Origin of the sequence: Nannocystis pusilla (assembly GCF_026626665.1) — a bacterium.
GTDB lineage: Bacteria > Myxococcota_A > Polyangia > Nannocystales > Nannocystaceae > Nannocystis > Nannocystis pusilla.
This window is the reverse complement of sequence record NZ_JAPNKE010000002.1, coordinates 9,710,064-9,736,185: the sequence shown is the minus strand read 5'-3', so window position 1 is coordinate 9,736,185 and position 26,122 is coordinate 9,710,064. Positions and strand designations below refer to the sequence as shown.

At 70.6% G+C, this 26,122-nt stretch carries 22 protein-coding genes, 1 other RNA gene and 3 pseudogenes; 13 read left to right on the top strand and 13 right to left on the bottom strand.

Features of this window, described 5'->3' with window-relative positions; all coding sequences use genetic code 11:
• Positions 1–360: 360 nt before the first annotated feature.
• From rnpB to OV079_RS59575, 4 genes and pseudogenes are all read right to left on the bottom strand, one after another.
• Positions 361–738, bottom strand: an RNA gene (gene rnpB, locus OV079_RS43155) — RNase P RNA component class A.
• 74 nt (positions 739–812) lie between these two features.
• Positions 813–1,631 (bottom strand): PP2C family protein-serine/threonine phosphatase, encoded by an 819-nt coding sequence (locus tag OV079_RS43150; RefSeq protein WP_096328098.1) that lies wholly within the window; start codon positions 1,629–1,631, stop codon positions 813–815.
• 202 nt (positions 1,632–1,833) lie between these two features.
• A complete protein-coding gene (locus tag OV079_RS43145; protein ID WP_267775559.1) occupies positions 1,834–3,384 on the bottom strand; it encodes a SpoVR family protein in 1,551 nt (516 codons plus the stop codon).
• Between the two features lie 16 nt (positions 3,385–3,400).
• Positions 3,401–4,497: pseudogene (locus OV079_RS59575) on the bottom strand (DUF444 family protein); the annotation flags it as partial.
• 167 nt (positions 4,498–4,664) lie between these two features.
• On the opposite strand from OV079_RS59575, the gene OV079_RS43135 reads away from it, so the two are divergent.
• The gene (locus OV079_RS43135; RefSeq protein WP_267775557.1) at positions 4,665–6,716 is read left to right on the top strand and encodes a PrkA family serine protein kinase; all 2,052 of its coding nucleotides are present in this window, start codon (positions 4,665–4,667) and stop codon (positions 6,714–6,716) included.
• A gap of 72 nt (positions 6,717–6,788) precedes the next feature.
• On the opposite strand, the gene OV079_RS43130 is transcribed toward OV079_RS43135, so the two are convergent.
• The 4 genes from OV079_RS43130 to OV079_RS43115 form a co-directional block, all read right to left on the bottom strand.
• Positions 6,789–8,630, bottom strand: coding sequence for a sensor histidine kinase (locus OV079_RS43130; RefSeq protein ID WP_267775556.1), 1,842 nt, complete (start codon positions 8,628–8,630; stop codon positions 6,789–6,791).
• A gap of 109 nt (positions 8,631–8,739) precedes the next feature.
• Positions 8,740–9,357 (bottom strand): hypothetical protein, encoded by a 618-nt coding sequence (locus tag OV079_RS43125; protein ID WP_267775555.1) that lies wholly within the window; start codon positions 9,355–9,357, stop codon positions 8,740–8,742.
• 92 nt (positions 9,358–9,449) lie between these two features.
• Positions 9,450–10,235, bottom strand: a complete 786-nt coding sequence (gene xth / locus OV079_RS43120) for an exodeoxyribonuclease III (protein WP_267775553.1) — start codon at positions 10,233–10,235, stop codon at positions 9,450–9,452.
• Positions 10,236–10,245: 10 nt separating this feature from the next.
• Positions 10,246–11,589, bottom strand: coding sequence for an APC family permease (locus tag OV079_RS43115; protein WP_267775552.1), 1,344 nt, complete (start codon positions 11,587–11,589; stop codon positions 10,246–10,248).
• Positions 11,590–11,734: 145 nt separating this feature from the next.
• On the opposite strand from OV079_RS43115, the gene OV079_RS43110 reads away from it, so the two are divergent.
• From OV079_RS43110 to OV079_RS43060, 11 genes and pseudogenes are all read left to right on the top strand, one after another.
• The gene (locus OV079_RS43110; protein WP_267775551.1) at positions 11,735–12,664 is read left to right on the top strand and encodes an outer membrane protein assembly factor BamD; all 930 of its coding nucleotides are present in this window, start codon (positions 11,735–11,737) and stop codon (positions 12,662–12,664) included.
• 98 nt (positions 12,665–12,762) lie between these two features.
• Positions 12,763–13,493: pseudogene (gene truD / locus OV079_RS43105) on the top strand (tRNA pseudouridine(13) synthase TruD).
• Positions 13,494–13,544: 51 nt separating this feature from the next.
• The gene (gene truD, locus OV079_RS43100) at positions 13,545–14,006 is read left to right on the top strand and encodes a tRNA pseudouridine(13) synthase TruD (protein ID WP_338089135.1); all 462 of its coding nucleotides are present in this window, start codon (positions 13,545–13,547) and stop codon (positions 14,004–14,006) included.
• 74 nt (positions 14,007–14,080) lie between these two features.
• Positions 14,081–14,734: a MotA/TolQ/ExbB proton channel family protein gene (locus OV079_RS43095; protein WP_267775547.1), complete on the top strand. Its 654-nt coding sequence runs from the start codon at positions 14,081–14,083 to the stop codon at positions 14,732–14,734.
• Between the two features lie 30 nt (positions 14,735–14,764).
• Positions 14,765–15,205, top strand: a complete 441-nt coding sequence (locus tag OV079_RS43090) for an ExbD/TolR family protein (RefSeq protein WP_267775546.1) — start codon at positions 14,765–14,767, stop codon at positions 15,203–15,205.
• A 350-nt stretch (positions 15,206–15,555) separates the two neighbouring features.
• Entirely contained in the window at positions 15,556–16,011 is a 456-nt protein-coding gene (locus tag OV079_RS43085; protein ID WP_267775545.1) for an energy transducer TonB, read from the top strand.
• Between the two features lie 2 nt (positions 16,012–16,013).
• Positions 16,014–16,355, top strand: coding sequence for a hypothetical protein (locus tag OV079_RS43080; RefSeq protein ID WP_267775544.1), 342 nt, complete (start codon positions 16,014–16,016; stop codon positions 16,353–16,355).
• Between the two features lie 125 nt (positions 16,356–16,480).
• Positions 16,481–17,689, top strand: a complete 1,209-nt coding sequence (locus tag OV079_RS43075) for a hypothetical protein (RefSeq protein WP_267775542.1) — start codon at positions 16,481–16,483, stop codon at positions 17,687–17,689.
• Between the two features lie 736 nt (positions 17,690–18,425).
• Entirely contained in the window at positions 18,426–18,806 is a 381-nt protein-coding gene (locus OV079_RS43070; protein WP_267775541.1) for a hypothetical protein, read from the top strand.
• Positions 18,800–20,338 (top strand): TolC family protein, encoded by a 1,539-nt coding sequence (locus tag OV079_RS43065; RefSeq protein WP_267775539.1) that lies wholly within the window; start codon positions 18,800–18,802, stop codon positions 20,336–20,338. The genes OV079_RS43070 and OV079_RS43065 overlap by 7 nt, the downstream gene beginning before the upstream one ends.
• A gap of 357 nt (positions 20,339–20,695) precedes the next feature.
• Complete coding sequence (locus OV079_RS43060) at positions 20,696–20,944, top strand: hypothetical protein (RefSeq protein ID WP_267775538.1); 249 nt, start codon at positions 20,696–20,698, stop codon at positions 20,942–20,944.
• A 10-nt stretch (positions 20,945–20,954) separates the two neighbouring features.
• Here OV079_RS43060 and pgeF read toward each other — a convergent pair whose 3' ends face one another.
• From pgeF to OV079_RS43035, 5 genes are all read right to left on the bottom strand, one after another.
• Positions 20,955–21,695 carry a peptidoglycan editing factor PgeF gene (pgeF, locus tag OV079_RS43055; RefSeq protein WP_267775537.1) on the bottom strand — a complete coding sequence of 247 codons (741 nt, stop codon included), beginning with the start codon at positions 21,693–21,695 and terminating at the stop codon, positions 20,955–20,957.
• Positions 21,696–21,783: 88 nt separating this feature from the next.
• A complete protein-coding gene (locus tag OV079_RS43050; RefSeq protein WP_267775536.1) occupies positions 21,784–22,620 on the bottom strand; it encodes an RluA family pseudouridine synthase in 837 nt (278 codons plus the stop codon).
• 136 nt (positions 22,621–22,756) lie between these two features.
• Positions 22,757–23,026: a hypothetical protein gene (locus OV079_RS43045; protein ID WP_096328116.1), complete on the bottom strand. Its 270-nt coding sequence runs from the start codon at positions 23,024–23,026 to the stop codon at positions 22,757–22,759.
• Positions 23,027–23,562: 536 nt separating this feature from the next.
• The gene (locus OV079_RS43040; protein WP_267775535.1) at positions 23,563–24,243 is read right to left on the bottom strand and encodes a hypothetical protein; all 681 of its coding nucleotides are present in this window, start codon (positions 24,241–24,243) and stop codon (positions 23,563–23,565) included.
• Entirely contained in the window at positions 24,240–24,746 is a 507-nt protein-coding gene (locus OV079_RS43035) for a hypothetical protein (protein ID WP_267775534.1), read from the bottom strand. The genes OV079_RS43040 and OV079_RS43035 overlap by 4 nt, the downstream gene beginning before the upstream one ends.
• Positions 24,747–25,114: 368 nt before the next feature.
• On the opposite strand from OV079_RS43035, the pseudogene OV079_RS59570 reads away from it, so the two are divergent.
• A pseudogene (locus tag OV079_RS59570) lies at positions 25,115–25,889 on the top strand (ADP-ribosylglycohydrolase family protein).
• The last annotated feature ends 233 nt before the right edge of the window (positions 25,890–26,122 follow it).

The window sequence follows — 26,122 nt, the reverse complement described above, 5'->3', positions numbered from 1 at the left end:
GGACGTCGCCGACGTCATCTTCACCGCCGCCACCGACGAGAGCGACCGCCTGCGCTACGTCGCCACCCCCGACATCGTCCCGCTGGTGAGCGCCCGCCGCGAGACCTCGGAGGAGGCCTACATGGCCCTCATGCGCGAGCGCTTCGGCTTCGCGACGCCGCGGCCTCGCCCGCGGAGTGACCTGCGGCATCTCGCCCGGCGGCCGCGCTCGCATGCGCCTGCGCCGCCCGTCAGCCGAGCGCGGCGCACCCGCGAGCCGCGCGGCCTGCTGCGCTTCCGGACAGGTCCTTCGAGCCATGCCCGTGCGGACATGTCCCCAAGAACATGTCCTTTCCATCCAAAAAGAAAGCGGGAGAGGAGCGGACGAGCGGGGTCGTAAGCCGGGTTTGTCCCTGGGTTCGTCGCCTCCCCCAGGTGGCGGTCATTCTTCTACGCGGCACTACCCGGGACGGGACGGGCAGCCCCTGGTGACTTCCTTGCGGAGAGCCACCGTGTCCCTGTTTGGCCTTGCTCCGGGTGGGGTTTACCGTGCGGTCCCTGTCGCCAGGTCCCCGGTGCGCTCTTACCGCACCTTTTCACCCTTACCCGCGCGGACGCGGGCGGTCTGATTCTCTGTGGCACTTTCCTTCGGGTCGCCCCGACTGGCCTGCGCCAGCACCCTGCCCTGCGGAGCCCGGACTTTCCTCGAGTGCTCTCGCCCGTGAGGGCTACTCACCCGCGAACGCCTTGTCCCCCTCGGCCGCTCCTCTCCCGCGGGCGGTGTAGCACGCGGGCGCGCGCCGACCAAGCGGGGCGCGGCGCGCGAGCGGCGGTCAGGGCAGCGACGGCAGCGTGTCGGTCGCCGTCTTGCTGAGCTGACGGACCGCGTGGCGCTCGTCGTGGTCGTTGCAGGCGAGCACCACCACCACGGTGATGTTGTCGTCGCCGCCGCGCTCGAGCGCCAGCTCGGTACACACCTGCGGCAGCTCCGAGTACAGGTTGTCGCGGGCCAGCGCCGCCAGCTCGTCGAGCGACACGTAGTTGGCGAAGCCGTCCGAACACAGCAGGTACACGTCGCCGAGGTTGACGTTGACCGGCACGATGTCGGCCTCGACCAGCCGCTCGAACCCGACCGAGCGGGTGATGATGTGCTTGAGGTCCGACTCCTGCGCCTCTTCCTCGGTGATGAGGCCGGCGAGCACCTGCTCGTTGAGCCAGGAGTGGTCGGTCGTCAGCTGACACGCCATCGCCGAGCGCAGCAGGTACGCGCGGCTGTCCCCGACGTGGACCACGTAGCCGCGGTCGCCGTGGAACAGGATCCCCGTGAGCGTGGTTCCCATCCCGTGCAGCGAGCGGTCCTGCTGGGCCTGATCGTAGATCCGCGCGCTCGCCTCGCTCGCCGAGGCCTGGAGGATCTCCGCGATCGCCTCCGACCACGCCTGCTGCGGCATGCCGTGAAGGCGCGCCATCCCGCGGCGCACCACCTTGTTCACGACGTCGGCGCACATGGCACTGGCATGCGCACCGCCTGCGTGGCCGCCCATGCCGTCGGCGACGAGGTACAGCCCGAGCGAGCTGTCGACGAGGAAGCTGTCCTCGTTCGCCATGCGGACGCGGCCGACGTCGGTGGATGCCCACGCGATCAAGCGCACAACCTGGACGATACCACGTACGGCTGCGAATCGAGACCCATCTCGCGCGGCCTTCGGGTCGCCGAGACGGGCCGCCGGTGCAGATGCCGGGGCGCACGCAGCGCGTGAGTAAACCGACGGCTCCGCGCCGCGCCGGCGGGCAGCGCGGCGTCGGAGCCGGTCTTTGAGGCCAGGTGGCTCTGTGGGCGCCTGGGCGCCCGAATCACACGCGGAAGGCCGCCGGCTCGTCGGACATGGAGATCTCCGCGCCGTCGAAGCGGATCCGCTTGGGCTTGTCGTCGAGGACCGTGAGGATGGAGACCGGGCGCCGCCAGATCCGCTCGACGTTGCGGAGGGTGTCGCGGGCGTAATCCATCTTCAGGTCGACGCCCTCGTGGCGGTGACCGAGCAGCAGCTCCGAGCGGTTGAGGTAGTTGGCGTCGACCACGTAGATGAACGGCTGGCCGAAGTTCGACAGCTGCTGGAGGATCTGCTGCTTGATCTTGCTGAACTCGCGGCCTTCGATCTCGAGCCGACCGGTGCGGCGGTTCTCCTTGTAGGTGAAGAATTTCTGCTCGCGGCAGAAGTCTTCGGTGAAGAACTCGTCGAGGAAGGTGACGTCGTTGTGCATGCGCCGGACCTCGTAGAGCTTCTGGCGCCCGAGACCGAGCTTCTTGTCCCACGCCGCGCGCTGCGACAGCGAGGTGCACTCGTCGTACTCCTTGCCGAAGCGGCCGGTGTTCCAGCGGTCTTCGATGTGGCGGTAGAGCTCGACGCCGAGCTTGTACGGGTTCAGCTGGCCGGGGCCCATCGCGGTCACGCCGCTGGCGGCGTCGGCGTAGTCGATGAGCTCGTCGTCGCGCAGCGCCCGCGTCGTCATGATGCGCGAGTGCCAGTACGTGGCCCAGCCCTCGTTCATGATCTTCGTCTGCATCTGCGGCAGGAAGTAGTAGGCCTCCTCGCGGATGATGCCGAGCACGTCGGCCTCCCACGCCTCGAGCGGCGCGTACTGCATGAGGAAGCCGAGCACGTCGCGCTCGGGGTGGGGCGGGTTCTTGCGCTTCTGGGCCTCGTCGGCCTGCTTCTTCTTGGCCTTCTGCGCGGCCAGCAGCTCGGGCGGGTTGATGTAGCCCTCGAGGTAGCTGCGGGTGTTGTGGAGGCGGCCGGGCTCGGGGCCGAGGGTCTCGCCGGAGGCCTCGGCGGCGGGGGCGGGCTCGGAGGCGGGGCGGCGGCTCTCCTTGCGGCGGAACGGCAGCCAGGGGTCGATGAGGTTGTCGACGGACAGGCAGGTGTCGACGAAGGTCTCGACGTTGGACACGCCCTGGCGGTCCATGTAGCGGCGCACGCGGGACGCGTTGTTGGCCATCCCGTCGATCATGCGGCGGTCGGTGTGCGAGAAGAAGTAGTTGTTCTTGAAGAAGTCGCAGTGGCCGTAGACGTGGGCCATCACCAGCTTCTGGTCGACGAACGAGTTGCCCTCGAGCAGGTACGCGTAGCAGGGGTTGGTGTTGATCACGAGCTCGTAGATCTTCGAGAGCCCGTACGTGTGGCTCTTGAGCATGTGGTCGTACTCCATGCCGAAGCGCCAGTGGGGGTAGCGGACCGGGAAGCCGCCGTACGCCGCGATCTCGCACATGTGGCGGTAGTCGATGGTCTCGAACACGACCGGGAAGGTGTCGAGGCCGAACTCGTCGGCGTACGACTTGATCTCCTCTTGCAGGTCGCGGAGCGCGGGCGGCAGCTGGCCGGAGGGGCTGTAGAGCGACTTCGACACGGCTAGCGGCCCCCTTCAGGAATTCGCGGATCGAGTCCATGATGTCGTCCTTGCTCTTGATCTCGCTGGTGACGAGGGCGATGTTCTTGGCGAACGCGGACCTCAGGTCCTTGATGAACTGGCCCGAGCCGTAGGGCGACTCGACCTGGCCGTAGCCGAACTGGTTGCACTTCGGCAGCAGCTGGTGCTTGACCAGCTGGATGCACGTCGCGGTGTCGTCGACCGACCAGTTGTCGCCGTCGCTGAAGTGGAACGCGTAGATGTTCCACTGCTCGGGGCTGAACTCGGCGTCGATGAGCTCCGCACACAGCTTGTAGGCCGAGCTGATCATCGTCCCGCCCGACTCGCGGGTGCGGAAGAAGACGTCGCGCTCGACCACCCGCGCGGTCGCGTCGTGGATGATGTAGCGCGACTCGAGGCCCTTGTACTGGCTGCGCAGCCACGTATCGATCCAGAACGACTCGATGCGGACGATCTCCTTCTGCTCGTCGCCCATCGAGCCGGACACGTCCATCATGTAGATGATCACCGCGTTGGTCTGCGGGCGCGGGTCGGTGCGCCACGAGCGGTAGCGGCGGTCCTCGCGGATGGGCACGATCACCGGGCGCGCCGGGTCGTACGAGCCCATCGCCACCTGGCGGCGGAGCGCGCGCTTGTAGGTCGCCTTGAAGTTGCGCAGGCTCTCGGGGCCGGTGTTGCGCAGGCCGACGTAGCGGTCCTTGCGGGTCTCTAGCGAGTGCGTCCCCTTCGGCTGGATGTTCGGCAGACCGAGCTCTTCCCCCATGATCTGAGCGAGCTCTTCGAGGGTGACCTCCACCTCGAGCGCCTTGCCACCCTCCTGCTCGCCGGCCTTGCCCGCGCCGCCCTGGCCGTCCTTACCGCTGCCGCCGACCGGGTCGCCGGGCTCGCCGTCGCCCTGGCCGACGCCCTGGCCGCTGTTGTCGCCGTGGACGAACCGCGGGATGTTGATCTGCGGCATCGGGATGGCGACCGTGCCCTGGCCCTTGGGGGCGACCATGTCGCCGCGCGAGATGTATTTGCGCAAGTTCTGCCGGATTTGCCGCGAATGATCTCTCGGAAGCGGCTGTGGTCCTGCTCGATGCGCGAAATCATGGATAATCAGAGTATGCGAGGTGCGCGGCAGATGCGAGGCGGATCCCAGCGCTCGCGCGCCCGGCGGCGCCAATGCGAGTTTCTCCGCGGTGCGCGCCGGCGTGCCTGCGGGCGCGTCGCTTCCGCGGTGGCCGCTTCCGCGACCCTCGTGTACCATGACAGGTAAGATGTCATCCGTCTCGCTCGTCGACCGCGTCGCCGCCCTTCAGGACCAAAAGCGCTACGAAGACCTGCACTGGACCGGCACGTTCGAGGAGTACCTCGACCTCGTGCGGCGCAACCCCCGGGTCGCGCGGACGGCCTACGAGCGCCTGTACGACATGGTGCTGTCGCACGGCACCGAGGAGTACGTCGACAGCAAGAAGAAGATCACGCGCTACCGCTTCTTCCAGGACGAGGTCCACGAGGGGCGCGACGCGATCTTCGGCCTCGACATCCCGCTGATGCGGCTCGTCAGCGTGCTCAAGGCCGCGGCGCTGCGCTACGGGACCGAGCGGCGCATCATCCTTCTTCACGGCCCGGTCGGCTCGTCGAAGAGCACGATCGCGCGCCTCTTGAAGAAGGGCATCGAGGAGTACAGCCGCTCGCCGGAGGGCGCGCTCTACACCTACGAGTGGACGCTGCCCGAGGGGCTGCGCTACCTGACGGCCGGTCAGGAGAGCTTCTCGTCGCCGATGAACGAGGAGCCGCTGAAGCTCATCCCGTCCGATGTCCGCGAGCAGGCGATCACCTCGCTGGGCCTCGAGCGCGACGGCTTCCGCCCGTACATCCGCGGCAACCTCAACCCCGCGTGCCGCTTCATCTTCCGCGAGCTGATGCTGCACTACAAGGGCGACTGGTCGAAGGTCGTCCGCCACGTGCGGGTCAAGCGGCTGCTGCTGTCCGAGGAGGACCGCATCGGCATCGGCACCTTCCAGCCGAAGGACGAGAAGAACCAGGACTCGACCGAGCTGACCGGCGACATCAACTACCGCCGGATCGCCGAGTACGGCAGCGACACCGACCCGCGCGCCTTCAACTTCGACGGCGAGTTCAACGTCGCCAACCGCGGCGTGATCGAGTTCGTCGAGATCCTCAAGCTCGACGTCGCCTTCCTCTACGACCTGCTCGGCGCCACGCAGGAGCAGAAGATCAAGCCGAAGAAGTTCGCGCAGACGGACATCGACGAGGTCATCATCGGCCACACCAACGAGGCCGAGTACAACCGCCTGCTCGAGAACAAGTTCATGGAGGCGCTGCGCGACCGTACGGTGAAGATCGACGTCCCGTACATCACGAAGCTCAGCGAAGAGATCAAGATCTACGCCAAGGACTACAACCCGAAGAAGGTCCGCGGCCGCTTCATCGCCCCGCACACGCTCGAGATGGCGGCGATGTGGGCCATCCTCACCCGCCTCGAGGACCCCAAGAAGCACCAGCTGTCGCTGCTGCAGAAGCTCAAGCTGTTCGACGGCAAGACCCTGCCCGGGTTCACCCAGGACTCGGTCAAGGAGCTGCGCAAGGAGGCCATCCGCGAGGGCATGGAGGGCATCTCGCCGCGCTACATCCAGGACAAGATCGCCAACTGCCTGGTGTCCGAGCGCGGGCAGATGAGCATCAACCCGTTCATGGTCCTCAACGAGCTCGAGGGCGGCCTGCGCAGCCACAGCCTCATCAACAACGACGACCAGCGCAAGCGCTACACCGAGCTGCTCGCGGTCGTCAAACAGGAGTACGAGGACATCGTCAAGAACGAGGTCCAGCGGGCCATCAGCGCCGACGCCGACGCCATCGCGCGCCTCTGCGGCAACTACATCGACAACGTCAAGGCGTACACCCAGCGCGAGAAGGTCAAGAACCCGTACACCGGCCAGGACGAGGAGCCCGACGAGCGGCTGATGCGGTCGATCGAGACCAAGATCGACATCCCCGAGTCGCGCAAGGACGACTTCCGCCGCGAGATCATGAACTACATCGGCGCGCTCGCCATCGAGGGCAAGCAGTTCGACTACCGCACCAACGAGCGGCTCTACAAGGCGCTCGAGCTCAAGCTGTTCGAGGACCAGAAGGACAGCATCAAGCTCACCAGCCTGGTCTCCCAGGTGGTCGACCGCGAGGCCCAGGAGAAGATCGACGTGGTCAAGCAGCGGCTCATCCGCAACTACGGCTACGACGAGATCAGCGCGTCCGACGTGCTCACCTACGTCGCCTCGATCTTCGCCCGCGGCGAGATGAAGTAACCCGGCGACGCCCGGCGTCGACGCGCAGCGGGGGCCCAGGCGCCCCCGCTTCGCCGTCGTGGACCCGGCCGGCTACGACGGCGCCGGCGCGAGCGGCAGGTCGACGCGGAAGGTGGTGCCGACGCCCGGCTCGGACTCGAGGCTGATCGAGCCGTGGTGGGCCTGGACGATCTCGCGGGCGATGTAGAGGCCGAGCCCCAGGCCGCTGAACGAGCCGACGCGGTGGGCCCGCTCGAACGGCTGGAACAGCTTGGCGCGGGCCTCCGGGGCGATGCCGATGCCGTGGTCCTCGACCTCGATGCGGGCGGTGTCCGGCCGCGGCAGCGTCAGCCGCAGCGTGACCGGGTGATCGGCGCCGTACTTGAAGGCGTTGCTGACCAGGTTGTCGAGCACCTGCTCGATGCGCCGCCGGTCCCACGCGGCCACCACCGGCGCCTCGCCGCGCGGCGGCAGATCGAGGTGCAGCTTCGTGCGCGCGCGGACGTCGTGCTCGCACAGCTGCGAGCAGAAGGTCGTCAGCAGCTCGACGACGTCGGCGTCCTGCGGCTCGAGGAACAGCTTCTTGTGCGACAGGCGGGTGGCGTCGAGCATGTCGCCGACCAGCGAGTCGATCTTGCGCGCCTGGCGGATGATGAGCTGCAGCGCGGCGACGAGCGGCTCCTTGATCGCGGGGTCGGGCGGCGCCGGCAGCCGGCGCAGCAGCGACTCGGCGCGCAGCAGGATCGAGGTGATCGGGGTGCGGAGCTCGTGGCTGGCGACCGAGAGGAACTCGTCGCGCACGGCGATGGCGTCGCGCAGGACCTGCTCGGCCTGCTTGCGCGCGGAGATGTCGACGAGGGTGCCCGACATGCGCACGGCCTCGCCGCCGTAGTCGCAGAACACGCCGCCCTGGGAGAACAGCCAGCGGTCGGGGAAGTCGGGGTCGCGCAGGCGGAAGTCGGAGCGGAAGGTGGTCCGGGTGGCGAGCGCGGCCTGCAGCGCTTGACCGACGCGGTCGCGGTCCTCCGGGTGCAGCAGCTTCATGAAGTCGTGGACGTCGTGCGGCTGATAGTCGGGCGACATGCCGAGCAGGGTCTTGGTCGTGTCGGACCAGATGACCTGGCCGGTGCGCGTGTCCCAGTCCCAGATGCCCGTCTCCGCCGCGCGCATCACCTCGCTCACGGGGGTGTACTCGCGCAGGCGCGTGCTGAGGTCGACGACGTAGCCGATGAACTGGTTGAGCTGCGGCCGGACCAGCGCGTAGCCGATCAGCACCGGCACGCGGCTGCCGTCCTTGCGCAGGTAGTCCTTCTCGTAGGGCCGGCACCGGCCGGTGCGCAGCGCCTCCTCGATGCCCTGGTGGTCGCGCATGAGGTGCTCGGGCGCGGTGCAGCGGTCCCAGCGGAAGGTGCCCTGCTCGAGCTCGTCGCGGGTATAGCCGAGGATCCGCAAGTACTCGTCGGTGGCCTCGACCAGCTCGCCGTGCATGTCGCTGACGAAGATGCCGACCAGCTGGGCCAGACCGCCGGCCTTGGCGGCCTCGTAGACGGCCGTCTCGCGCAGGTTCTCGACCACGCACACGGCCCCGAGCAAGCTGCCGTCGGCGGCGAGCACCGGCCTCGCGCTCTCGCGTACGCGGAGCTGCCGGCCGTCGCGCCAGCTCAGCGCGTAGCTGTACGCCGAGGTCCGCGCCCGCGTCCGCAGCGCGACCGCCACCGCCGAGTCCTCGCGCCGCAGCGGCGCCCCCGACAGGGTGGCGAGCTCGTCGGCGGGGCAATACGGCGGCGAGGCGGCGGACGACAGGCGCAGCAGCGCCGCGGCGTCGGCGTTGTACGCGACGACCCGCCCGTGCAGGTCGCAGACATAAGCCGCGTGCGGCAGCGCCTCCAGCAGGTCGCGCGCCCCGAGCATCTCCAGTGCGTCGGTCCCGGTCATGGAAGCGCAACGACTAGAGTACCGCGTGGCGCCGCAGCGTGGCTGTCCCGACCGCAGCCGGCCTGGCCTGCGGGCGGCCGGCCGAGCTCGACCGGCCGCCCGGCCGGCCTCATCGGCAACGCCCCGACGCAGCCGTCCTCATCGCGTCGGCTTCCAACAGGCGGCCACGCCGGGAGACATCGCCTTCACGTAGGCGCGGCCGGTGACGTCGAGGTAGTCGAGCAGCACCTCGAAGCGGCCGCACTGCAGCTCGACCCACGCCGGCTCCGGCTCGCCGGCGGCGACACAGCCCCATCTCCAGCTGCGCGCGCCAGCCGGCCACGAGCGCGACCCCGGCGGCCTCGTCGGCCGCGACAACGCTGACCTCCGCGGCGGCCACGGTGCCGGAGATCGGCTTCGGCTCGACGATCGTGTTCGGCTGCGGCGCCTCGCCCTCCGTCGCCGTCTGCAGCAGATCACCGTCGGCGGCAGCTCCTGCTGCGGGAACGGACAGCCCCACTTGGTGTAGCCGGGCTTGGTCGACCCGCACCCCCATGATCTCCTCCGGCTCGGCGCAGCCGATCGCCAGGTCGCGGGCCGGCCGCGACAGCGCGCAGATCGCCGCGAGTGGCTCTTGGGACATGTCCTTGCCGCACGCCGGCAGCGCCGCCGGGTCGACGTCCGGCGGCGGCCGGGTCCGCGGGGCCGGCGACAGCGCAGGGGCCGCGGGCAGCGGGTGCGCTCGCAACCTGTCCCGAGAGACAGCATCGAGATCAGCGGCACCACGCGGCCGGGCGACACGCCCACGAGTTCACCGCGCGGCGCGGCGGCCGTCAAGCGTCACGGTCCGCGGAAGGTCGCGATCACCGGGATGTGGTCGGACGGGGCGTCCCAGCCGCGCGGGGTCTTGTCGTGGACCACCGACTCGCAGCGGGCGTACAGCGGGGCGCTGGCGTAGACGTGGTCGATGCGCATGCCGCGGTTGCGGTCGAAGTCGCCGCGGCGGTAGTCCCACCAGGTGTACTGGCCGGGCCGGTCGTCGTGCTTGCGGAAGCAGTCCTGCAGGCCGAACGCCAGCAGCTCGCGCAGGGCCGCGTGCTCCTGCGGCGAGAAGTGGGTGCAGCCCTCGAGCGCGCGCGGGTCGACGACGTCGCGCTCGTCGGGGGCGATGTTGAAGTCGCCGCACAGGATGACCGGCGTGTCCGGCGAGTAGTGCTCGGCGAGCTCGGCCTTGAGGCGCGCCAGCCAGGCGAGCTTGTAGGTGAAGGCCTCGGTGCCGAGCGCGGTGCCGTTGGGGACGTAGAGGTTGTAGAGGCGGAGGCCGTCGATCTCGGTGTTCAAGATCCGGCAGTGCGAGTCGGCGTCGCCGCCGCGGAAGCCGGTGACCACCTCGGTCGGCTTGACCTTCGACAGCGTGGCCACGCCGGCGTAGCCCTTGGCCCCGTGGATGTGCACGGTGTAGCCGAGCTCCGCGAACGGCACGCGCGGGAACACCTTGTCCTCGCACTTGGTCTCCTGCAGGCAGGCGACGTCGGGGCTCTTCTCGGCGAGGAAGCTGAGCACGTCGTCGAGGCGCGCGCGGATCCCGTTGACGTTCCACGTCAGCAGCGTGAAGGGCCGGTTCATGGCGCGAACCTTAGCGCAGCCGCGGCGCGACGACGAGGGCGTGCAGCAGCAGCGCCAGCCCGAACCACCCCGCCGCCATGAGCACCGAGAGGTCGCCCTTGGCCGCCAGCGCGCCCAGCACGAACACGCTCGAGCCGATGTAAATCAGCGGCGCCCACGGGTAGAAGCCGAGGCGGTACGGCCGCGGATGCTCTGGATCTTTGCGCCGCAGGACGATCACGCAGGCGACCGCGAGCGAGCCGGAGATCAGCATCGCCGCCGCCGCGTAGTCCATCAGCTGCTCGAAGCGATGGCTGAGGATCAGCGCCATCGCCAGCGCCGCTTGCAGCCACAGCGCGACCACCGGCGTGCCGAAGCGCTCCGACAGCCGCCCGGCCGCGGGGATGCAGTGGCCCTGCTGGGCCATGGCGTAGGCGATCCGCGAGCCCGTCATCACGGTGCCGTTGATCGACCCGAGCATCGCCAGCAAGATCATCAGCGTCACGACGATGACGCCGGCGTGGCCGAACAGCGCGCCCGCGGCCGCGGTGCCGGCCTCGCCGACGCCGGCCAGCTTGTCGATGTCGAACACCGAGAGGTAGCCGGCGCACAGCACGAAGTAGAGGATCGCGACCGTGAGGGTCCCGCCGACCACCGCGCGCGGCAGGTTGCGCCCGGGGTCCGCGATCTCCCCGCCGATGTAGATCGCCGCGTTCCACCCGGAATAAGCGAAGTAGATCGACAGGTATGCCTGGGCGACGGCGGACCCCGACGGCCCGGGGTGCAGCCCGACCCGCAGGGCCTCGCGCGAGACCTCGACCGTGCCGATGTCGCCGACCACGAACAGACTCACCGCCAGCAGCACGGCCAGCGGCACCACCGTCAGCACCAGCTGCACGCGCCCGGAGAGCACGATGCCGACGTGATTGAGCCCCGTGAGCGCGACCACCAGCGCGATCGCCCAGAACGTCGGGCCCTCGACCGTCAAAAGGCCGAGGTCGACCGGCGCGGCGAAGCTCGGCCCGAGCAGCACCGGCAGCTGGAACGCGGCTGTCCCGACGGCCATGGTCGCGAGCGAGCCGGGGAAGGTCGCCAGCAGCTGCAGCCAACCTGTAGCGAAGGCGATGCCCGGCCCGTAGGCCGCGCGCAGGTAGGGGTACTCGCCGCCGGCCCGCGGCATCATGGCCCCGAGCTCCGCCACACACAGCGCCCCGCACAGCGCGGCCAGGCCGCCGGCGGCCCACAGCAGCAGGAACCACAACGGGCTCTGCACGTGCGTGGCGACCACCGGCGGGGCGATGAAGATGCCGATGCCGAGCATCGAGCCCGCGACCAGCGCTTGCGCCGCCCAGCGGCCGAGGTGTCGCGTCTCCATCCGGGGCAGCCTAACCGATGATCGGGGTCCGGGCGGCCGGACGCAAGAAACCGGAGCCGCCGCACGAGCCGCCCGCCGATAACCGGCGCGCGAGGAACTTGGCCTTTGACAGCGGGCCGGGCCGCGGCTAGCTTCGCGGCTCGGCATGCGGCGGCTGTGCAGCGCGGCGCTGGCGGTGGGGCTCAGCCTTGCAGCCTGCAAGACGGGTCCCAATCTCAGCACGGACTACGGCCAGACCGCGCGCGAGAACTACGAGCTGGCGATCGGTGAGTTCACCGACAAGGACTACGAAGAGGCGATCCAGTACGCCGACTTCGTACGCATCCGGTTCCCGTTCAGCCGCTACGCCGTCGAGGCCGAGCTGCTGATCGCCCGCGCCGAGTTCGCCCAGGGCAACTACACGACCTCGCAGGACCAGTTCAAGCAGTTCTACAAGCTGCACCCGACGCACAAGCACGTGCTGAACGGCTGGTGCGCGTACATGGCGGCGGTCTCGGCCTACATGAACGCGCCCGAGGGCTTCTTCCTGATGCCCCCGCACTACCAGCGCGACCAGGACCAGCTGCAGGACGCGCTGGTCGAGCTGGCCTACTTCTTCGATCACTACCCGAACAGCCCGATGCACCCGCTGGCGATCAAGCTGCAGGACGAGGTCCGCCGCCGCCTGCTCGAGCACGAGCTCTACGTCGCCAAGTTCTACCTCGACCGCGACCGCCCCGAGGCCGCGATCGGCCGGCTCGAGACGGCCCACAAGTCGTACTCGGGCATCGGCCTCGACGCCGAGGTGCTGTTCCTGCTGGCGCTGACGTACCTGAAGATGGACGAGATCGAGCTGTCGCGGACGACCTTCGCCGAGCTGCAGGCGCAGCACCCGAAGCACCACCACGGCCGCCAGGCTCGCCTCTACCTCAAGTACATCCAGGACACCTACGGCCCGGCCGACGCCAGCCGCAAGCGCCCCGACCGCAGCCCGCCGCGCCCGATCGCCCCGCCCCGCCCCAAGCAGGTCGACGACCGCGAGAGCAAGGCCGGCAAGCCGAAGGCCGCCCTCGAGGGCCGCACGGGTTCGCTGTGAGCCGCGACCGCCAGGACGACGAAGCACCTGTCCCCGCGGACAGCCCCGAGCCGGCTGTCTCCGAGGACATCTCGCCTGTCTCCGAGGACAGCCGAAACATGCCTGTCCCGACGGACAGGAGCCTCGACGCGGACCCGGCCGGCCCGCGCGGCGATCTCCCGCCTGTCCCGACGGACAGGAGCCTCGACGCGGACCCGGCCGGCCCGCACGGCGATCCCGCATCTGTCCCGAAGGACAGGCACCGCGGCGACGCCCCGACCGCAAGCGACGCCCGGGCGCGCCGCGGCCTGTCGGCCTCCGACCTCGAGCGCCTGCGCGAGCCCCCGCTGCAGACCGCCGACCTGCCTGGCGTCGGCGGCGCCATCCGCAGCCGCCCGGAGGACTTTCGCGTCCTCGAGGTCCCGGCCTACGACCCCGACGGCCGAGCGAACGCCCACGTCCTGCTGGTGCTGACGAAGCGCGGCGTCGGCAGCGAGGAGGCGGTCGCCGAGGTCGCGCGCCAGCTCGCCATCCCGCGCGCCGAGGTCGGGCTCGCCGGCCTCAAGGACAAGGACGCGGTCACCGAGCAGTGGATCTCGCTGCCCGCCGCCGCCGCCGCGCGCCTCGGGCAATTGTCCATTCGGACATATCCCTCGGGACAGCTCACCCCCACGGCAACAAGCTGCGCCGCGGCCACCTGCGCGGCAATCGCTTCACGATCGTCGTGCGCGATCCGGTCGTGGCGGTCGACGAGGCGCTGGCCCGCTGCCGCGCCAAGGTCGAGCGCCTGCGCGCGCTCGGCGGCCTCGACAATCTCTACGGCGAACAGCGGTTCGGCAGTGACAATTGACGCGAGGCCTCGCCGCTCTGGCGCGCGCGCCGGCGCGGCCGGGCCGACTTCCTGCTCAGCGCCGGGCAGTCGGCGCTGTTCAACCTCTACCTGCTCGAGCGCCGCGCCCGCGGCCTCATGCGCGAGGTGCTGCGCGGCGACATCCTGAAGAAGACGGCCACGGGCGGCCTCTTCGAGTGTACCGACCCGGTCACCGACAAGGCCCGGCTGGACGCCGGAGAACTCGGCATCACCGGGCCGATGTTCGGCAGCAAGATGCGGGCGCCGGGTCCGGACACCCCCTCGGGGGCGCTGGAAGCGGAGATCCTGGCGCGCGCGGAGATCGACCTGCCGACCCTGCAAGGCTTAGGTCACACCCTCGAGGGGACGCGGCGGCCGCTGCAGATCGCGCCGCTCGCGGTCGACATGGAAGCCGTGCACGACGACTTCGGCCCCGGGGTCTCCCTCAGCTTCGAGCTGCCCTCCGGAAGCTACGCGACGGCCCTCCTGCGCGAGCTTCAGCGCCCCGCCTGAGCAGCCGTGCGCCCGCGTCGCCGGCGAACACTGGCCGTTTCGCGCCGGCTGGGCTACGGTTCGCGGGCCCACCAATGAAGCTCTCGGAAAAATTCCTCGAGCTCTCGGCGGTCGGCTCGGAGTGGATCCTCTGGATCCTCGTCGGGCTCTCCGTCGTGAGCGTGGCCGTGATGATCGAGCGCCTGATCTTCTACTCGGGCGTCCAGGGGCGCGACTCGGCGCTGGTCCGGGCGCTGCACGCCGCGCTGGCCGACCGCGACCTCGCCAAGGCTCAGGAGCTCTTGCGCGGCGCCACCAGCCCCGGGGCGCGGATCGCCGCGCAGATGCTGGAGACCAGCCAGCGCGGCGCCGCCTCGATGGCCGCGATCATGGCCGCGCTGCGCCCGGGCGAGAAGCTCCGGCTCGAGCGCAACCTCAACTTCCTCGGCACCGTCGGCTCGAACTCGCCGTTCATCGGCCTCCTCGGCACGGTGCTCGGCATCATCGAGACCTTCCGCGCCATCGAGCGCTCGGGCGTCATGGGCAGCGCCGAGTACTCGAACGCGGTCATGGCCGGCATCTACGAGGCGCTGGTCGCCACCGCCGTCGGCCTCCTCGTCGCCATCCCGGCCGTCATCGCCTTCAACTTCTTCCAGCGCCGCGTCAAGGCGCTGCTCGGCGAGGCCGACGCGCTCACCAACATGGTGCTGTCGCTGTCGAGCTCGGGCAACCAGGACGCGGCGCACTGAGCCGCCGGCCTGCGCAAGGGGATCCACGCCGTGGCCGCCGACACCAGTTCCGACGACGAAGAGGGCATCAACAGCATCAACGTCACCCCGCTGGTCGACGTCATGCTCGTGCTGCTGATCATCTTCATGGTCACGACCACGAAGATCCAGGAGTCCGAGGCGCTGGCGATCGACAAGCCCGACGCGCAGACCGGCCAGAAGCTCGAGCCCAAGCAGCACCACATCCTGCTGACCTGCGCGAAGGACGGCAAGCTCGAGGTCGACCACAAGCCGGTCGACGGCGACGCCGCGATCAAGGAAGCGATCACGCGCAAGCTCGCCGAGGGCCGTGACCTCCAGGGCATCATCCAGTGCGACGAGGAGGCCCAGGTCAAGTCGATGATCCACCTCGTCGACCTGCTGCGGGACGCCGGCGTCAAGAAGTACGCGATCGCCACGGAGAAGCCCAAGGCCACCCCTGCGCCGAGCTGAGCGAGATCTGCGATGCGCCTCGGCGGCAGCTTTCTCTCGATCCGGCACCGGGGCGTTCGGCTCGCTCGGGCTCCACGCCGTGCTCGCAGTGGTGCTGGGCTACCTGTCGGTCGAGCCGCCGAAGCCCGAGGAGCCGCAGATCGACCTCGTGGAGTTCGAGATCCCGAGCCCGAGCCCGAGCCCGAACCGGAGCCCGAGCCCGAACCGGAGCCCGAGAAGCCGCAGGAGACCCCGCCCGAGCCGCAGCCGGTGCCGGAGGTCCGCAAGAACGAGCCCCGCCCAAGCCGCGGCCCAAGGCCAAGGCCGACACGCCGCCGGCCGAGCCCGACGAGGCCCCGCCGCCGCTGCGCATGGACGCCAGCCAGACCACCACCTCCGGCAACAGCGGGGTGAAGATCACCCCCGGCACGCCCGGCGGCACGCCCGGCGGCACCGGCAGCCCTGAATCGAAGGGCAAGGGCGGCAGCCCCAAGGGCACCCCCGGCGGCACCGGCGACGGCGGCCCCACCTGGGAGCCGCGCGGCGAGCTCTACATCCGCGAGCTCCCGGCCGTCGTCAACGTGCCCCAAGAGCAATGTCCTGCGGTACAGAAGCTCGGCATCGAGGGCGTCGTCATCCTCACCGTCCAGGTCCGCCGCGACGGCACCGTCAAGGACGTGAAGATCGCCAAGGACATCGGCCACGGCTGCGGCAAGATCGCCACCAAGGCCCTGCGCAAGGCCAAGTTCCGGCCCGCCATCGCCACCAACGGCCAGCCCGCCGACTTCGAACTGCGCTACGAGTACGAGTTCCAGCTCGGGGACTGACGATGCTCGCACGCGTCCTGCCGACGCTCGCGCTGTCGCTCTTCGCCTGCGCCGCGAAGCTCCCGTCCGGGATCAGCCAGCTTCCGTTGACCGTCTCCGTGCCGCAGGTGACCTGCCCCGCGGTGACGAACGGAGCGGTCCACGGCACCGTCGTCCTGGACGTGCAGGTCGGCCTCGGCGGCCGGGTCGAGTTGGTCCACATCGATCACGACATCGGCGGCGGCTGCGGAGAGATCGCCGCCGCCGCCCTGCGCGAGGCCGCGTTCCTCCCCGCGCTCGACACCGACGGCCACCCCGTCGCGCACCTGTTCCGCTACGAGTACGAGTTCGCCGCGGCGAAGTGAGGCTGGTCGGCCTCCTCGACGGCGACCTGCTGTCGCGGGTCTCGTCGCCCCCGAGCCGCGCGGCTGGGCGCGTGCGGGCGCGCGTTTGCCCCCCGCCGGCGATCGGCGCTATCGTCCGGGCCGCCGTGCCGCGCGCGCTCCGTCCTCACGACCCCGGTCCGTCCGCTTCGGCCCGCCGCGCGCCGCTCGCCGCCCTCCTGTCTCTCGGGACATGTCTCTTCGGACTGGCCTGCGCCCCCGACCTGCCCGTGAGCCAGCGGATCGCCGACGCGCGGATCCTCGCCCTCCGCAGCGACGTCATCGTCCCGCTGTTCCCGGACGACGAGCCGGCCGACGCCGGCACGCGCTGCGAGGCCTTGCCGTTCGAGACCGTGCGCGTCACCCCGTTCATGGTCGAGCCGACCGGCGTCCTCGACATCGCCGGCCCTGACTTCGACCCGATCTGGATCGCCTGCGGCCTCGGCCCGGGTCAGGGCCTGTTCGCCTGCCTGCGCGCCGCCGTCCCGCTCGAGCTGGACGAGCTCGAGGAGTGCCCGGTCCCGAGCTTCACCGACATCGACCCGAGCGCCATGGCGCTGCCGGAGTACCCGAGCCCGTGTCGCCTGCCCGACGACGGCAGCGACGACGGCCGCCTCGACTTCGTCGCTCCGTTCGCCGCCAACCTGCTGCTCGGCGGCGACATCGAGCTGACGATGATCAGCCAGGGCCCCGGCTCGCCGAGCACCCGCGAGTGCGCCGAGGCCATGCTGAGCAAGGCCGCCGACCTGCCGAACGACTGCATCTACGCCGTCACGCGCGTCTCGGTCGGCCCCATCGAGAAGCTGCTGTCGTTCGCCGGCATGTTCGGCTTCGACCTGCCGCCGGAGCTCGGCGAGGTACCTGACCCCGAGGACATCCCGGACGGCGACCGCAACCCGCGGATCTCCAGCTTCCGCGTCACCGTCCTCGACCCCGAGGCCGACGAGGCGCTCGAGCTCGGCGAGCTGCCGCGCGGCGCCGTGGTCAAGGTCAAGCGCGGCCAGACCCTCGAGATCGACACCGAGACCCCGGCCCACGACCTCCAGACCTACCCCGTGCCGATCAACAACGGCATCGGCGGCACGGGCAGCGAGCTCCAGACCGAGCGCATCGACGGCTCGTGGTACCGCACCTGGGGCCGCCTGCTGTCCGGCGGCAGCGACGACCGCCAGGCCTTTAATCAATGGACCATGCGCAAGGGCGAGCAGGACGCGGACGAGCTCCCGCCCGACGGCCGCGCCACCCTGTTCTATGTCTTGAGGGACAGCCGCCTCGGCGTCGACTGGTGGTGGCTCGAGGTCGAGGTCGAGCCCTGAGCCGCGCGCGCTGATCGGCGCTCTACGACATGTCCTCGGGGACAGGCCCGACGCCGGTCTGCCCACCGCGCCACCTGACCTCGGAGACACCTCCGACGCGAGCGGTCGACGGCTTGCAGCCGCCGGCGAGTGCGCCTGCGCTCCATGGACCTGTCCCCGGGGACAGCCATGACAGGAACCCCGACAGCTCGACACCTCCGACGCGAGCGGTCGACGGCTAGACGCCGGCGAATGCGCCTGCGCTCCACGGACCTGTCCCCGGGGACAGCCATGACAGGAACCCCGACGGCTCGCCGCTCGCTCCGAGTCGCCGGCGCCTCGCACATGTCCTCGGGGACAGGTCTGCGGCTCGCGGCCAGCGACCATCCGCTCCCTGGGCGCGCCCGCACGCGCCGCGCGACCCGGCGATTCTGTCCGCGAAGACAGGTACCGGCGGGGGTCGACCGGGGTCGGCTCCGGGTCGGGGGCGAGCCCGCCGTGCGGCCCCGCAAAGAGCGCCGTCCGGGGCCGCGTCGCCGCGATCGACGGGTTTTCGGTCGGACCTGGCTCACGTGCTCCGGCCGACCCCCGGTCGGCCCCGATAGTTTCAGCCTGCAAGGCAGCCCCGAGCCCTGCCTCGCCGGTGCGTCCCTGCCAGGCTGGGCGCCACCGGCTGCGCGGGCGCCCGGTCTGGCCGCACACCCGGGAGGTGCCGCTTGACCCCGCCGGCCCCCGGCGTTAGTAGCCCTCTGGATCCGTGCTGGGCCTCACCGTAACCCTGCTCGCTGCCCTGCTCGCCGCCCCCGCGCCGGGCACCCTCGATCCGACGACCGGCATGCCGGTCGACGTGCAGCAGCGGGCCAATCCGCCGCCGGTGGAGGCCCGTCCGGCGCCGGGCGTCAACTTCGGTCAGTCGCCGACCAGCGTCACGCCGCCGGCGACTCGGCCCCCGAGCCCCTCCGATCCGTCGGCGCCGCGCACCCCGCTGATGCGGCCGCGGCCCGATGCTGCCCCTTCGACCACGTCCCCCGGGACAGGTCCTTCGAGCAGCTCGCCCCGAGCGCCCCGGCCCCTGACCCGGCGACCCTCTACCCGCTGTCGTTCGCGGCCGAGGAGCTGTCGCTCAGCGACGTGTTGAAGAGCGCGCTCGACGGCAACATCGACCTGCGCAACAGCGCGATCGACATCGCCATCACCGAGAAGCAGATCACCGCGGCGCTCGGCGCCTACGACGTGTTCTTCCTCGCCGGCGTGACCGCCAGCAAGGCCGTCACCCCGCAGCGTGGTTCGCAGCTGACCTTCAACGTCGGCCAGCAGCAGCTGTCCGGCAACTTCGGCTTCGAGCGCAAGCTCGAGTCGGGCGGTACGATCAACTTCACCGTCACGACCACCCGCAGCTCGACGCTGCAGCCGCTGAACATCCAGAACGCGGCGGCCGGCGTCCGCTCGCTGAACGCCTACCTGATCTCGCCGAGCCTGACGCTGACCCACCCGCTGTTGCGCAACGCCGGCGTGCGGGTCAACCGCGCCGACATCGACCGGGCCCGGATCGCGCGCACGCAGATGGAAGCCAACCAGCTGCAGATGGCGCAGACGGCGATCCACGACATCATCCTCGCCTACTGGGACGTCCTGTTCGCCTCGCGCGACCTCGAGAACAAGCGCCGCAGCGCCGCCACGACCTCGGAGCAGCACCGCCGGGTCAAGGCCGAGGTCGCGGCCGGCCGCAAGTCGCAGCTCGACCTCGACACGATCTACCAGTCGCTGGTCGCGCGCGAGAACGAGGTCGTGCTGGCCGAGAACACCCTGCTCGACCGCAGCCTGACGCTGCGGCAGTTCATGGGCCAGGAGTTCTCGAAGCGCAAGGTCCTCGGCGTGCTGCCGCAGACCGACCCGCAGGCGCTCGCGCCGCGGGAGATCGACCTCGAGGCCGAGATCAAGAAGGCGTTCCAGGCCAACCCGCAGCTGCGCTCGCTCGAGATCGGCATCGCCAGCCGCCGCATCGACGAGCTCGTGGCCGCCAACGCCCGCCTGCCGATCCTCGACTTCCGGTTCCAGTTCGCCCCGCAGGGCCGCAGCATCGACCAGATCGCGGTCGTCGACACCGGCATCCCGGCCAAGCGCGCCTCGTGGCCGGAGGCGTTCCAGAACTTCTTCACCGCGACCGACGTCGCCAAGGTGAACTTCAACACCGGCCCGTTCGCCGACTTCAACATCAGCGGCTCGCTCAACTTCAACTTCGACATCCAGGGCCGTACGCCGAAGGCCAACCACGAGCGCGTGATCCTCGAGATCCGCAAGGCCGAGTACAACCTGCAGAAGTCGCAGCAGCAGATCTCGATCGCCGTCATCCGCTCGGTCAACGCCATGCGCACCGCCAGCGCGCGCCTCACGATCACGAGCGAGGCCGTGCGCCTGGCCGAGTCGAACCTGCGCGCCGAGGAGGCCCGCTTCCGCGTCGGCCGCTCGACCAGCTACGACGTGCTGTTCCGCCAGGACGAGCTCGCGCTGGCCCAGTTCAACGCGCTCTCGGCCCAGATCGACTTCCTCCGCGCGACCGTCGAGCTGCAGACCCTCACCGGCCAGCTGCTCCCGTCCTACGGCCTCGAGCTGAGCGGCGCCGCCGGAGCGCGCCGGACGTCGAGCCCCACCGGCGGCAAGTACCGCTGAACGCCGGCGACCGCGGAGCGGCGCCCGACCTCGCCCGGCAAGCACCGCTGCTCGCGGAGGAGCGCGGCGAACGGCCTGTCTCCAAGGACATATCATTCGCCCGCCCCTCGGCCGGCCGCCCGCGTGTGAGCGCTGGCGAGCTCGCGCAGCACCGCCTCCCCGACGAGCCAGGCCGCCCGGGGGCCGGGCCTCGTGTAGCAAGCGCCGCGGGGCGCCGAGGCGAGATCTCCGGACCGGGACGCCGGGAGCGCCGGGGCGCGGGCTCCGCCGGGCCTGGGCCGCGCGCTCGGCTTGTTTCGCCGGCGCCGCTCGTGCTAGGTTGCTGCGTGCTCGCCCACGGGCGCCTGGAGAGCAGCCATGTCCGCTTCTGAAATCGCCGACAACAAGTGGGAGCTCGAAGCTTCCAAGCCCCCGGTCTCCGACGTCGGAGGCATCCTGCAGATCGTCGTCGTCGGGGCGTTCACCCTGATGTTCGCCTGGATGATGCTCTTCACCTTCCAGGGCATCTTCGGCGGCAAGCGCGAGACCCTGGCCGACCAGTACGGCAACCTGACGGTCGACGGCAAGAAGAAGGAAGCCGCGCCCGCCGCTCCCGCCGCCGAGTGAGCCCCGGCGCTCAGGCGCCGCGAATGCCGATGAACGCGAGCATCTGACCGATGCCCGCGCCGTCGCGACGATAGCTGAAGTACTGCTCCGGGTGCCGGCAGGTGCACCCGCCGACGCGCTCGATACTGTCCTTCGGGACACCTGCCGCCACCAGCTGAGCCCGGACTGCCGCCACCAGATCGACGTGTGGCCGCGCTCCGGGCTCTCGGCGCACGTGCTCCGCCGCGAATTGCTCGGCGACCTCCTCGCCGACCTCGAACGCCTCGACCTCGATGCACGGGCCGATCGCCGCCACCAGCTGCGACGGCTCCACCCCATCGTCGGCCAGCGCCGCGACCGTCGCTCCGACCACGTTCGCCACCGTCCCGCGCCAGCCGCTGTGAATCGCCGCGACCGCCGACGCCGCGCGGTCGGCCAGCAGCACCGGCACGCAGTCGGCCGTCATCACCCCGACCACCACCGGCCCGTCACTCGCGCGGGCCCACAGCGCGTCGCCCTCGGCGCCCGGCGTCAACGCCGACGCCCGCCAGGCCGCCGCCCCGTGGACCTGCCGCACCAGTCGCAGCTGCTCGGGCGCAAAATCACCGGCCGCGGCGACGCGCCGCAGGTTCTCGTCGACGTTGCCGGGTTCGTCACCCCAACGACGACCGAGGTTGAGGCTCTCGAAGCGACCGCGACTGACGCCGCCGGTGCGATCGGTGAAGCCGTGGACGAGACGCGAGGAGGCGAGCAGCGCGGCACGAGCGAGCACCCCGACCTCTTAGGGTCCCGCGCCGCCGAGCGCAACATTCAAGGTGCGCCGCGGTTCCGAAGCACGAGAACTCGCCCGCAGAACCCGCTCACGGCTCCGCGCCGCCGAGCGCCACCAGCAAGCCCTGCAGCTCGGGCGGCAAACGGCTCTCGAAGTCCAGCTCGGCCCCGGAGATCGGATGAGAAAATCCGAGCACCGCGGCGTGCAAGGCGTGGCGCCCCAAACCCTCGGCGAGCGTGCGGATGGCAGGAGGGCCGCCGAGCCCGCCGTAGAGCGCGTCCCCGACGATCGGGTGGCCGAGCATGCGGCAGTGCATGCGGATCTGATGCGTCCGCCCGGTCTCGAGGCGGAACTCGAGCAGCGCCGCGCCGGTCAGCCGTTGCAGCGTGCGCAGGTGCGTCACTGCGCGCCGGCCGTCGCTCGCGTCCCACGTGAAGCGGCGGCGATCGATCGGGTCGCGCGCGTGCCCGGTGCGCAGCGTCTTCTCGGCGAAGGCCGGCGCGTCGCGCACCACTCCCAGATAGCGACGGCGCAGCGAGTGCCGGCGAAACTGGGCCGCCAGCCCCTCCTGCGCCTGCATGTGCTTGGCGACCACCAGCAGCCCGCTCGTATCGCGGTCGAGGCGATGCACGATGCCCGGTCGGGTCGCGTCGTTGCCGGGCAGCACCGGCAGCGCCTCGGCGCCGATGCCCAGGTGGTGCAGCACCGCGTTGACCAGCGTCCCGTGCGAGTGGCCGGGACCGGCGTGGACCACCATCCCGGCCGGCTTGTCGATCACCAGCAGGTGCTCGTCCTCGAACACCACATGGAGCGGCAGTGCCTCCGGCGTCGCGTGCAGCGGCTCGGGCGCCTGCAGCTCGACCTCGACCTCGACCTCGGCATCGACCAGGCGAGACGCCTTGAGCGCGCCCCGCCGGCCGCGCACACCTTACCGGCCGCGAAGGCGCGAGCCAGCTGGGAGCGCGTGCAAGGGCTCCCGCGGCGAGCGAGCTCGGCGACGAGACCTGGTCGAGGCGACGCCCGATGGCGTCGGTTCCGAGGTGGAGGCGCAGGCCCGAAGCCTACCAGATGTGGGTCTTGAGGCTCGCCATCGGCTTGATCACGCGGTCGACGATGGCGCGGTCGTAGTAGTTCTTGCGGAACAGCTCGGGCGTCACGCGGCCACGGAACAGGTCGCGGCCTTCCATGATCTCTTCCCCGAGAGCGTCGAAGAAGTTGTCGTTGATCAGCGCCTCTTCGATCTTCTGCTTGTTGTAGAGCTGGATGTCCGAGGCGATCGCTCGGGCGAGCTGCTGCGCGCGGGCGTCGTTGTCGATGGGCGTGGCTGCCATGCCGCGAGAATGCCACAGCGCCGCGGCCCCCGCCAAGTCGCCACATTTCGCCGACAGCGCCTCGAAAACGCCCTCCGCCGCGCAAGTCCAGGAGATCTCGCAACCCTGTACGTCCGGAGCAGGCCGCGCCCGAGGAACGCCAATTCTGCGGGTATCCCGCCAGTCGGAGCCCCGTCGAGCCGCACATCAGCGGCTCGCCTCGAGGCTCTCATCGGCAGCGGCGGAGGGCTGCCCTGACCAGGCGACGGAGGTCGGCGGCACGCACATCCCGCCCCGGGGAAAACCGCCCCAAGACCGGCAGCCATCGGCGCTTCGTTCGCCGAACTTCGCACCGCGCATACACGCGCCGCTCGAGCCGCTCCGCATCGACGGCAACCAGCTCCACCTCGACATCTTCCGCGCCGTCAGTCCGCATCATCGAGCGCCGCCCGCACACCCGTTGCGCATCGGCGTGCAACGTCCGGAGCTCGTCACAAGCGACGCCGACGATGACCCGCGCCGTCGCACCGCACGCTCACCTCGCTGAGGTGCCCCGTTCACAAGAACAACCGCAACGCCCGTTGCAAAAACTCCCGCACCACGCTCGTCGTCGCGGCCAGGGGCAGGGCCGGGAGCGCGCCGAGCAGCGCGAGCACCAGGATGTCGCGCGGCTCGAACGGCACCAGGCGGATCCCGCGGACCACCGCGTGGCATGCAGCCAGATCTGCGAGCGACTGGATGTCGGGCGTGCCGAGGAGTGATTCCTCCCCATGCTCCCCCGGCGCGAGCCACTTCGCCTCGAACCGTCGCGCGTAGCGGCTGCCCAGCACCCCGTACTGCAGGAGCCCGCGCAGCTTCAGGCGCAGGAGCGTCGGCGCCACCACGAACAGCGGCCCCACCACGCACAGGAGCGCCAGCACCAGCGCCGCCACGTAGCTCGAGTGGTACTGCTCGAGCGTCGCGCCGGCGAACAGGATCCGCGTGGCGATCGCGCTGGCGATCGCCGCGCTCATCGCGAACACGGGGATCGCGAACGGCAACAGGCCGTCGCCGAGGAAGCCGAGCCCGCCGGCGCGATCGGGGTGCGCGGCGGTGAGCTGCAGCTCGAGGCGTGACACCTGGCGCAGGAATCGTCCCCACACGAACAGGCGGTGGACCCAGCGAACCAGCACGAAGTGAAACAGCGGCAACGAGACCAGCGCATACCACCCGCCCGCCAGCGTGAACCCGCGAGTCACGCCTCGCACCTGCCACGTGTCTTCCACTCCCCCTCGCCGAACGACACCACGCCCGCGGTGGTGAGGTAGGCCGCCGCGAGCACCACCGCGGCCGCGACCCGCGAATCACGAGCGCGCCGCGCGGCGACCAGGATCCCGGCGAAGAGGGCCCGATCGTCCTCGCGCACGAGGTCGGCGGCGATGAACTGCGCGGTGCAGCGATCGAGCCGCGCGCCGATCGGCAGGTCGGCCAGCACCAACAGAGGCACCGCGACGAGGAACCGGGTGTGCGCCGACAGATCGAGGAGGAACGGCAAGGTCGCGCCGCCGACCAGCACCCCGTCCATGCCCGCGAGCACCACGAGCGGCAACCACGCGAACAGAATCACCTTTAAAACCACCGCGCATGCGCGGCCTCGCAGCGGCGCCACGCCGCACCGGCGCAGCGTGCCGGCGCCCGGTCCGCCGTCGACCCAGAACAGCGCCTCGGAGATGTCGCCGCCGGACGGACGAGCCTCACGCATGCGACCGAAGCGTGAGGGCCGATCGAGCGCCGCGGAGGGGCGCTGCGAGCCACGGCCCCGCGCCCGGCCTCGTCGACCACGCGCGCCCCCGTCGGCGCGCGTTCGCAGCCCGCGCCCGCGAGGTCGCCTCTGCGCTCTCACATGTCGCAAGGGACAGGCGCAACTTCGACCGGGCGGCCGGCCGAGATCTCCGCAACCTCGGTCGGGACATGTCGCAAGGGACAGGCGCAGCCCTGGCACGCGACCTGGCTCTCCGCCGCCCCCGGCCGGACCCATTGTTTCCGACCCAAAACGCCCCGCCTCGCCTCGCCGCGGCCGGAGCAGCCGGCGGGCTCTTCCGCGCCGCGAAGGCGAGTATCCTCCGCCTCATGATCGCCGCGATCGCCGGGGACATCATCGGCTCGGTCCACGAGCGTGCCAACATCAAGCGCACCGAATTCACCCTGTTCAAGACGCACAGCCGCTTCACCGACGACACCGTGATGACCCTCGCGGTCGCCGACTGCCTGCTCAACCGCAAGCCCTACGCCGCCACCTTCCGCGAGTACGGCCGGCGCTACCCCGATCGCGGCTACGGCGGCATGTTCCGCAAGTGGCTCATGGACGACGCCATGGGCCCCTACCAGAGCTTCGGCAACGGCTCGGCGATGCGGGTCAGCCCGGTCGGCTTCGCCATGCGCACCCTCGACGACGTCATGTCCGAGGCGCGCGACTGCCTTGCCCACCCACGATCACCCCGAGGGCATCAAGGGCGCGCAGGCCCTCGCGGTCGCGGTGTTCCTCGCCCGTCGCGGCGCCGACAAGCGGAAGATCCGCGACGAGATCGAAGATCGGTTCGGCTACGACCTCCGTCGCCAGGTCGCCACCATCCGCCCCGGTTACTCGTTCGACGTCACCTGCCAGGGCTCGGTCCCCGAGGCCATCATCGCCTTCCTCGACAGCGACGACGTCGAGTCGGCGATCCGCCTCGCCATCTCGCTCGGCGGCGACGCCGACACCCTCGCCTGCATGGCCGGCGCGGTGGCCCAGGCCTTTTATAAACAGGTCCCCGAGGCCATCGTCACCGGGGTCGAGCAGCGGCTGCGGCCGGAGCTGTGGCAACTGCTGCAGGAATTCTGCGCCCGCTATCAAGTGCCCGCCTGACCGAAGGGACAGCCGCGGTCCCTTCAACGCCCGGCCCGACTCGGGCGGGCGTCCGCCTGCGAGACGGGTGATGCTCCCCTGCGGTCCCCGAACCGTCGGCATCGCCTGCCGCCGCTTCGTCCGCGTTCACCAATTCCGTCGCGCCCGCGTCGCTGCTGAAGATCGTTCAACCGACCGCCGAGAGCACGCCGGTGGGCGGGCCTCGCCCGGCGATCCACCTGCGCGTCTCGAGT

Excerpts from the sequence above, each read along its gene's own strand:
- OV079_RS43035 (WP_267775534.1), bottom strand. The coding sequence starts at position 24,746 with ATGCGTGAGGCTCGTCCGTCCGGCGGCGACATCTCCGAGGCGCTGTTC.
- xth (WP_267775553.1), bottom strand. The coding sequence starts at position 10,235 with ATGAACCGGCCCTTCACGCTGCTGACGTGGAACGTCAACGGGATCCGC.
- OV079_RS43115 (WP_267775552.1), bottom strand. The coding sequence starts at position 11,589 with ATGGAGACGCGACACCTCGGCCGCTGGGCGGCGCAAGCGCTGGTCGCG.
- OV079_RS43095 (WP_267775547.1), top strand. The coding sequence starts at position 14,081 with ATGAAGCTCTCGGAAAAATTCCTCGAGCTCTCGGCGGTCGGCTCGGAG.
- OV079_RS43110 (WP_267775551.1), top strand. The coding sequence starts at position 11,735 with ATGCGGCGGCTGTGCAGCGCGGCGCTGGCGGTGGGGCTCAGCCTTGCA.
- OV079_RS43080 (WP_267775544.1), top strand. The coding sequence starts at position 16,014 with ATGCTCGCACGCGTCCTGCCGACGCTCGCGCTGTCGCTCTTCGCCTGC.
- OV079_RS43130 (WP_267775556.1), bottom strand. The coding sequence starts at position 8,630 with ATGACCGGGACCGACGCACTGGAGATGCTCGGGGCGCGCGACCTGCTG.
- OV079_RS43045 (WP_096328116.1), bottom strand. The coding sequence starts at position 23,026 with ATGGCAGCCACGCCCATCGACAACGACGCCCGCGCGCAGCAGCTCGCC.
- OV079_RS43085 (WP_267775545.1), top strand. The coding sequence starts at position 15,556 with ATGGACGCCAGCCAGACCACCACCTCCGGCAACAGCGGGGTGAAGATC.
- OV079_RS43060 (WP_267775538.1), top strand. The coding sequence starts at position 20,696 with ATGTCCGCTTCTGAAATCGCCGACAACAAGTGGGAGCTCGAAGCTTCC.
- OV079_RS43135 (WP_267775557.1), top strand. The coding sequence starts at position 4,665 with ATGTCATCCGTCTCGCTCGTCGACCGCGTCGCCGCCCTTCAGGACCAA.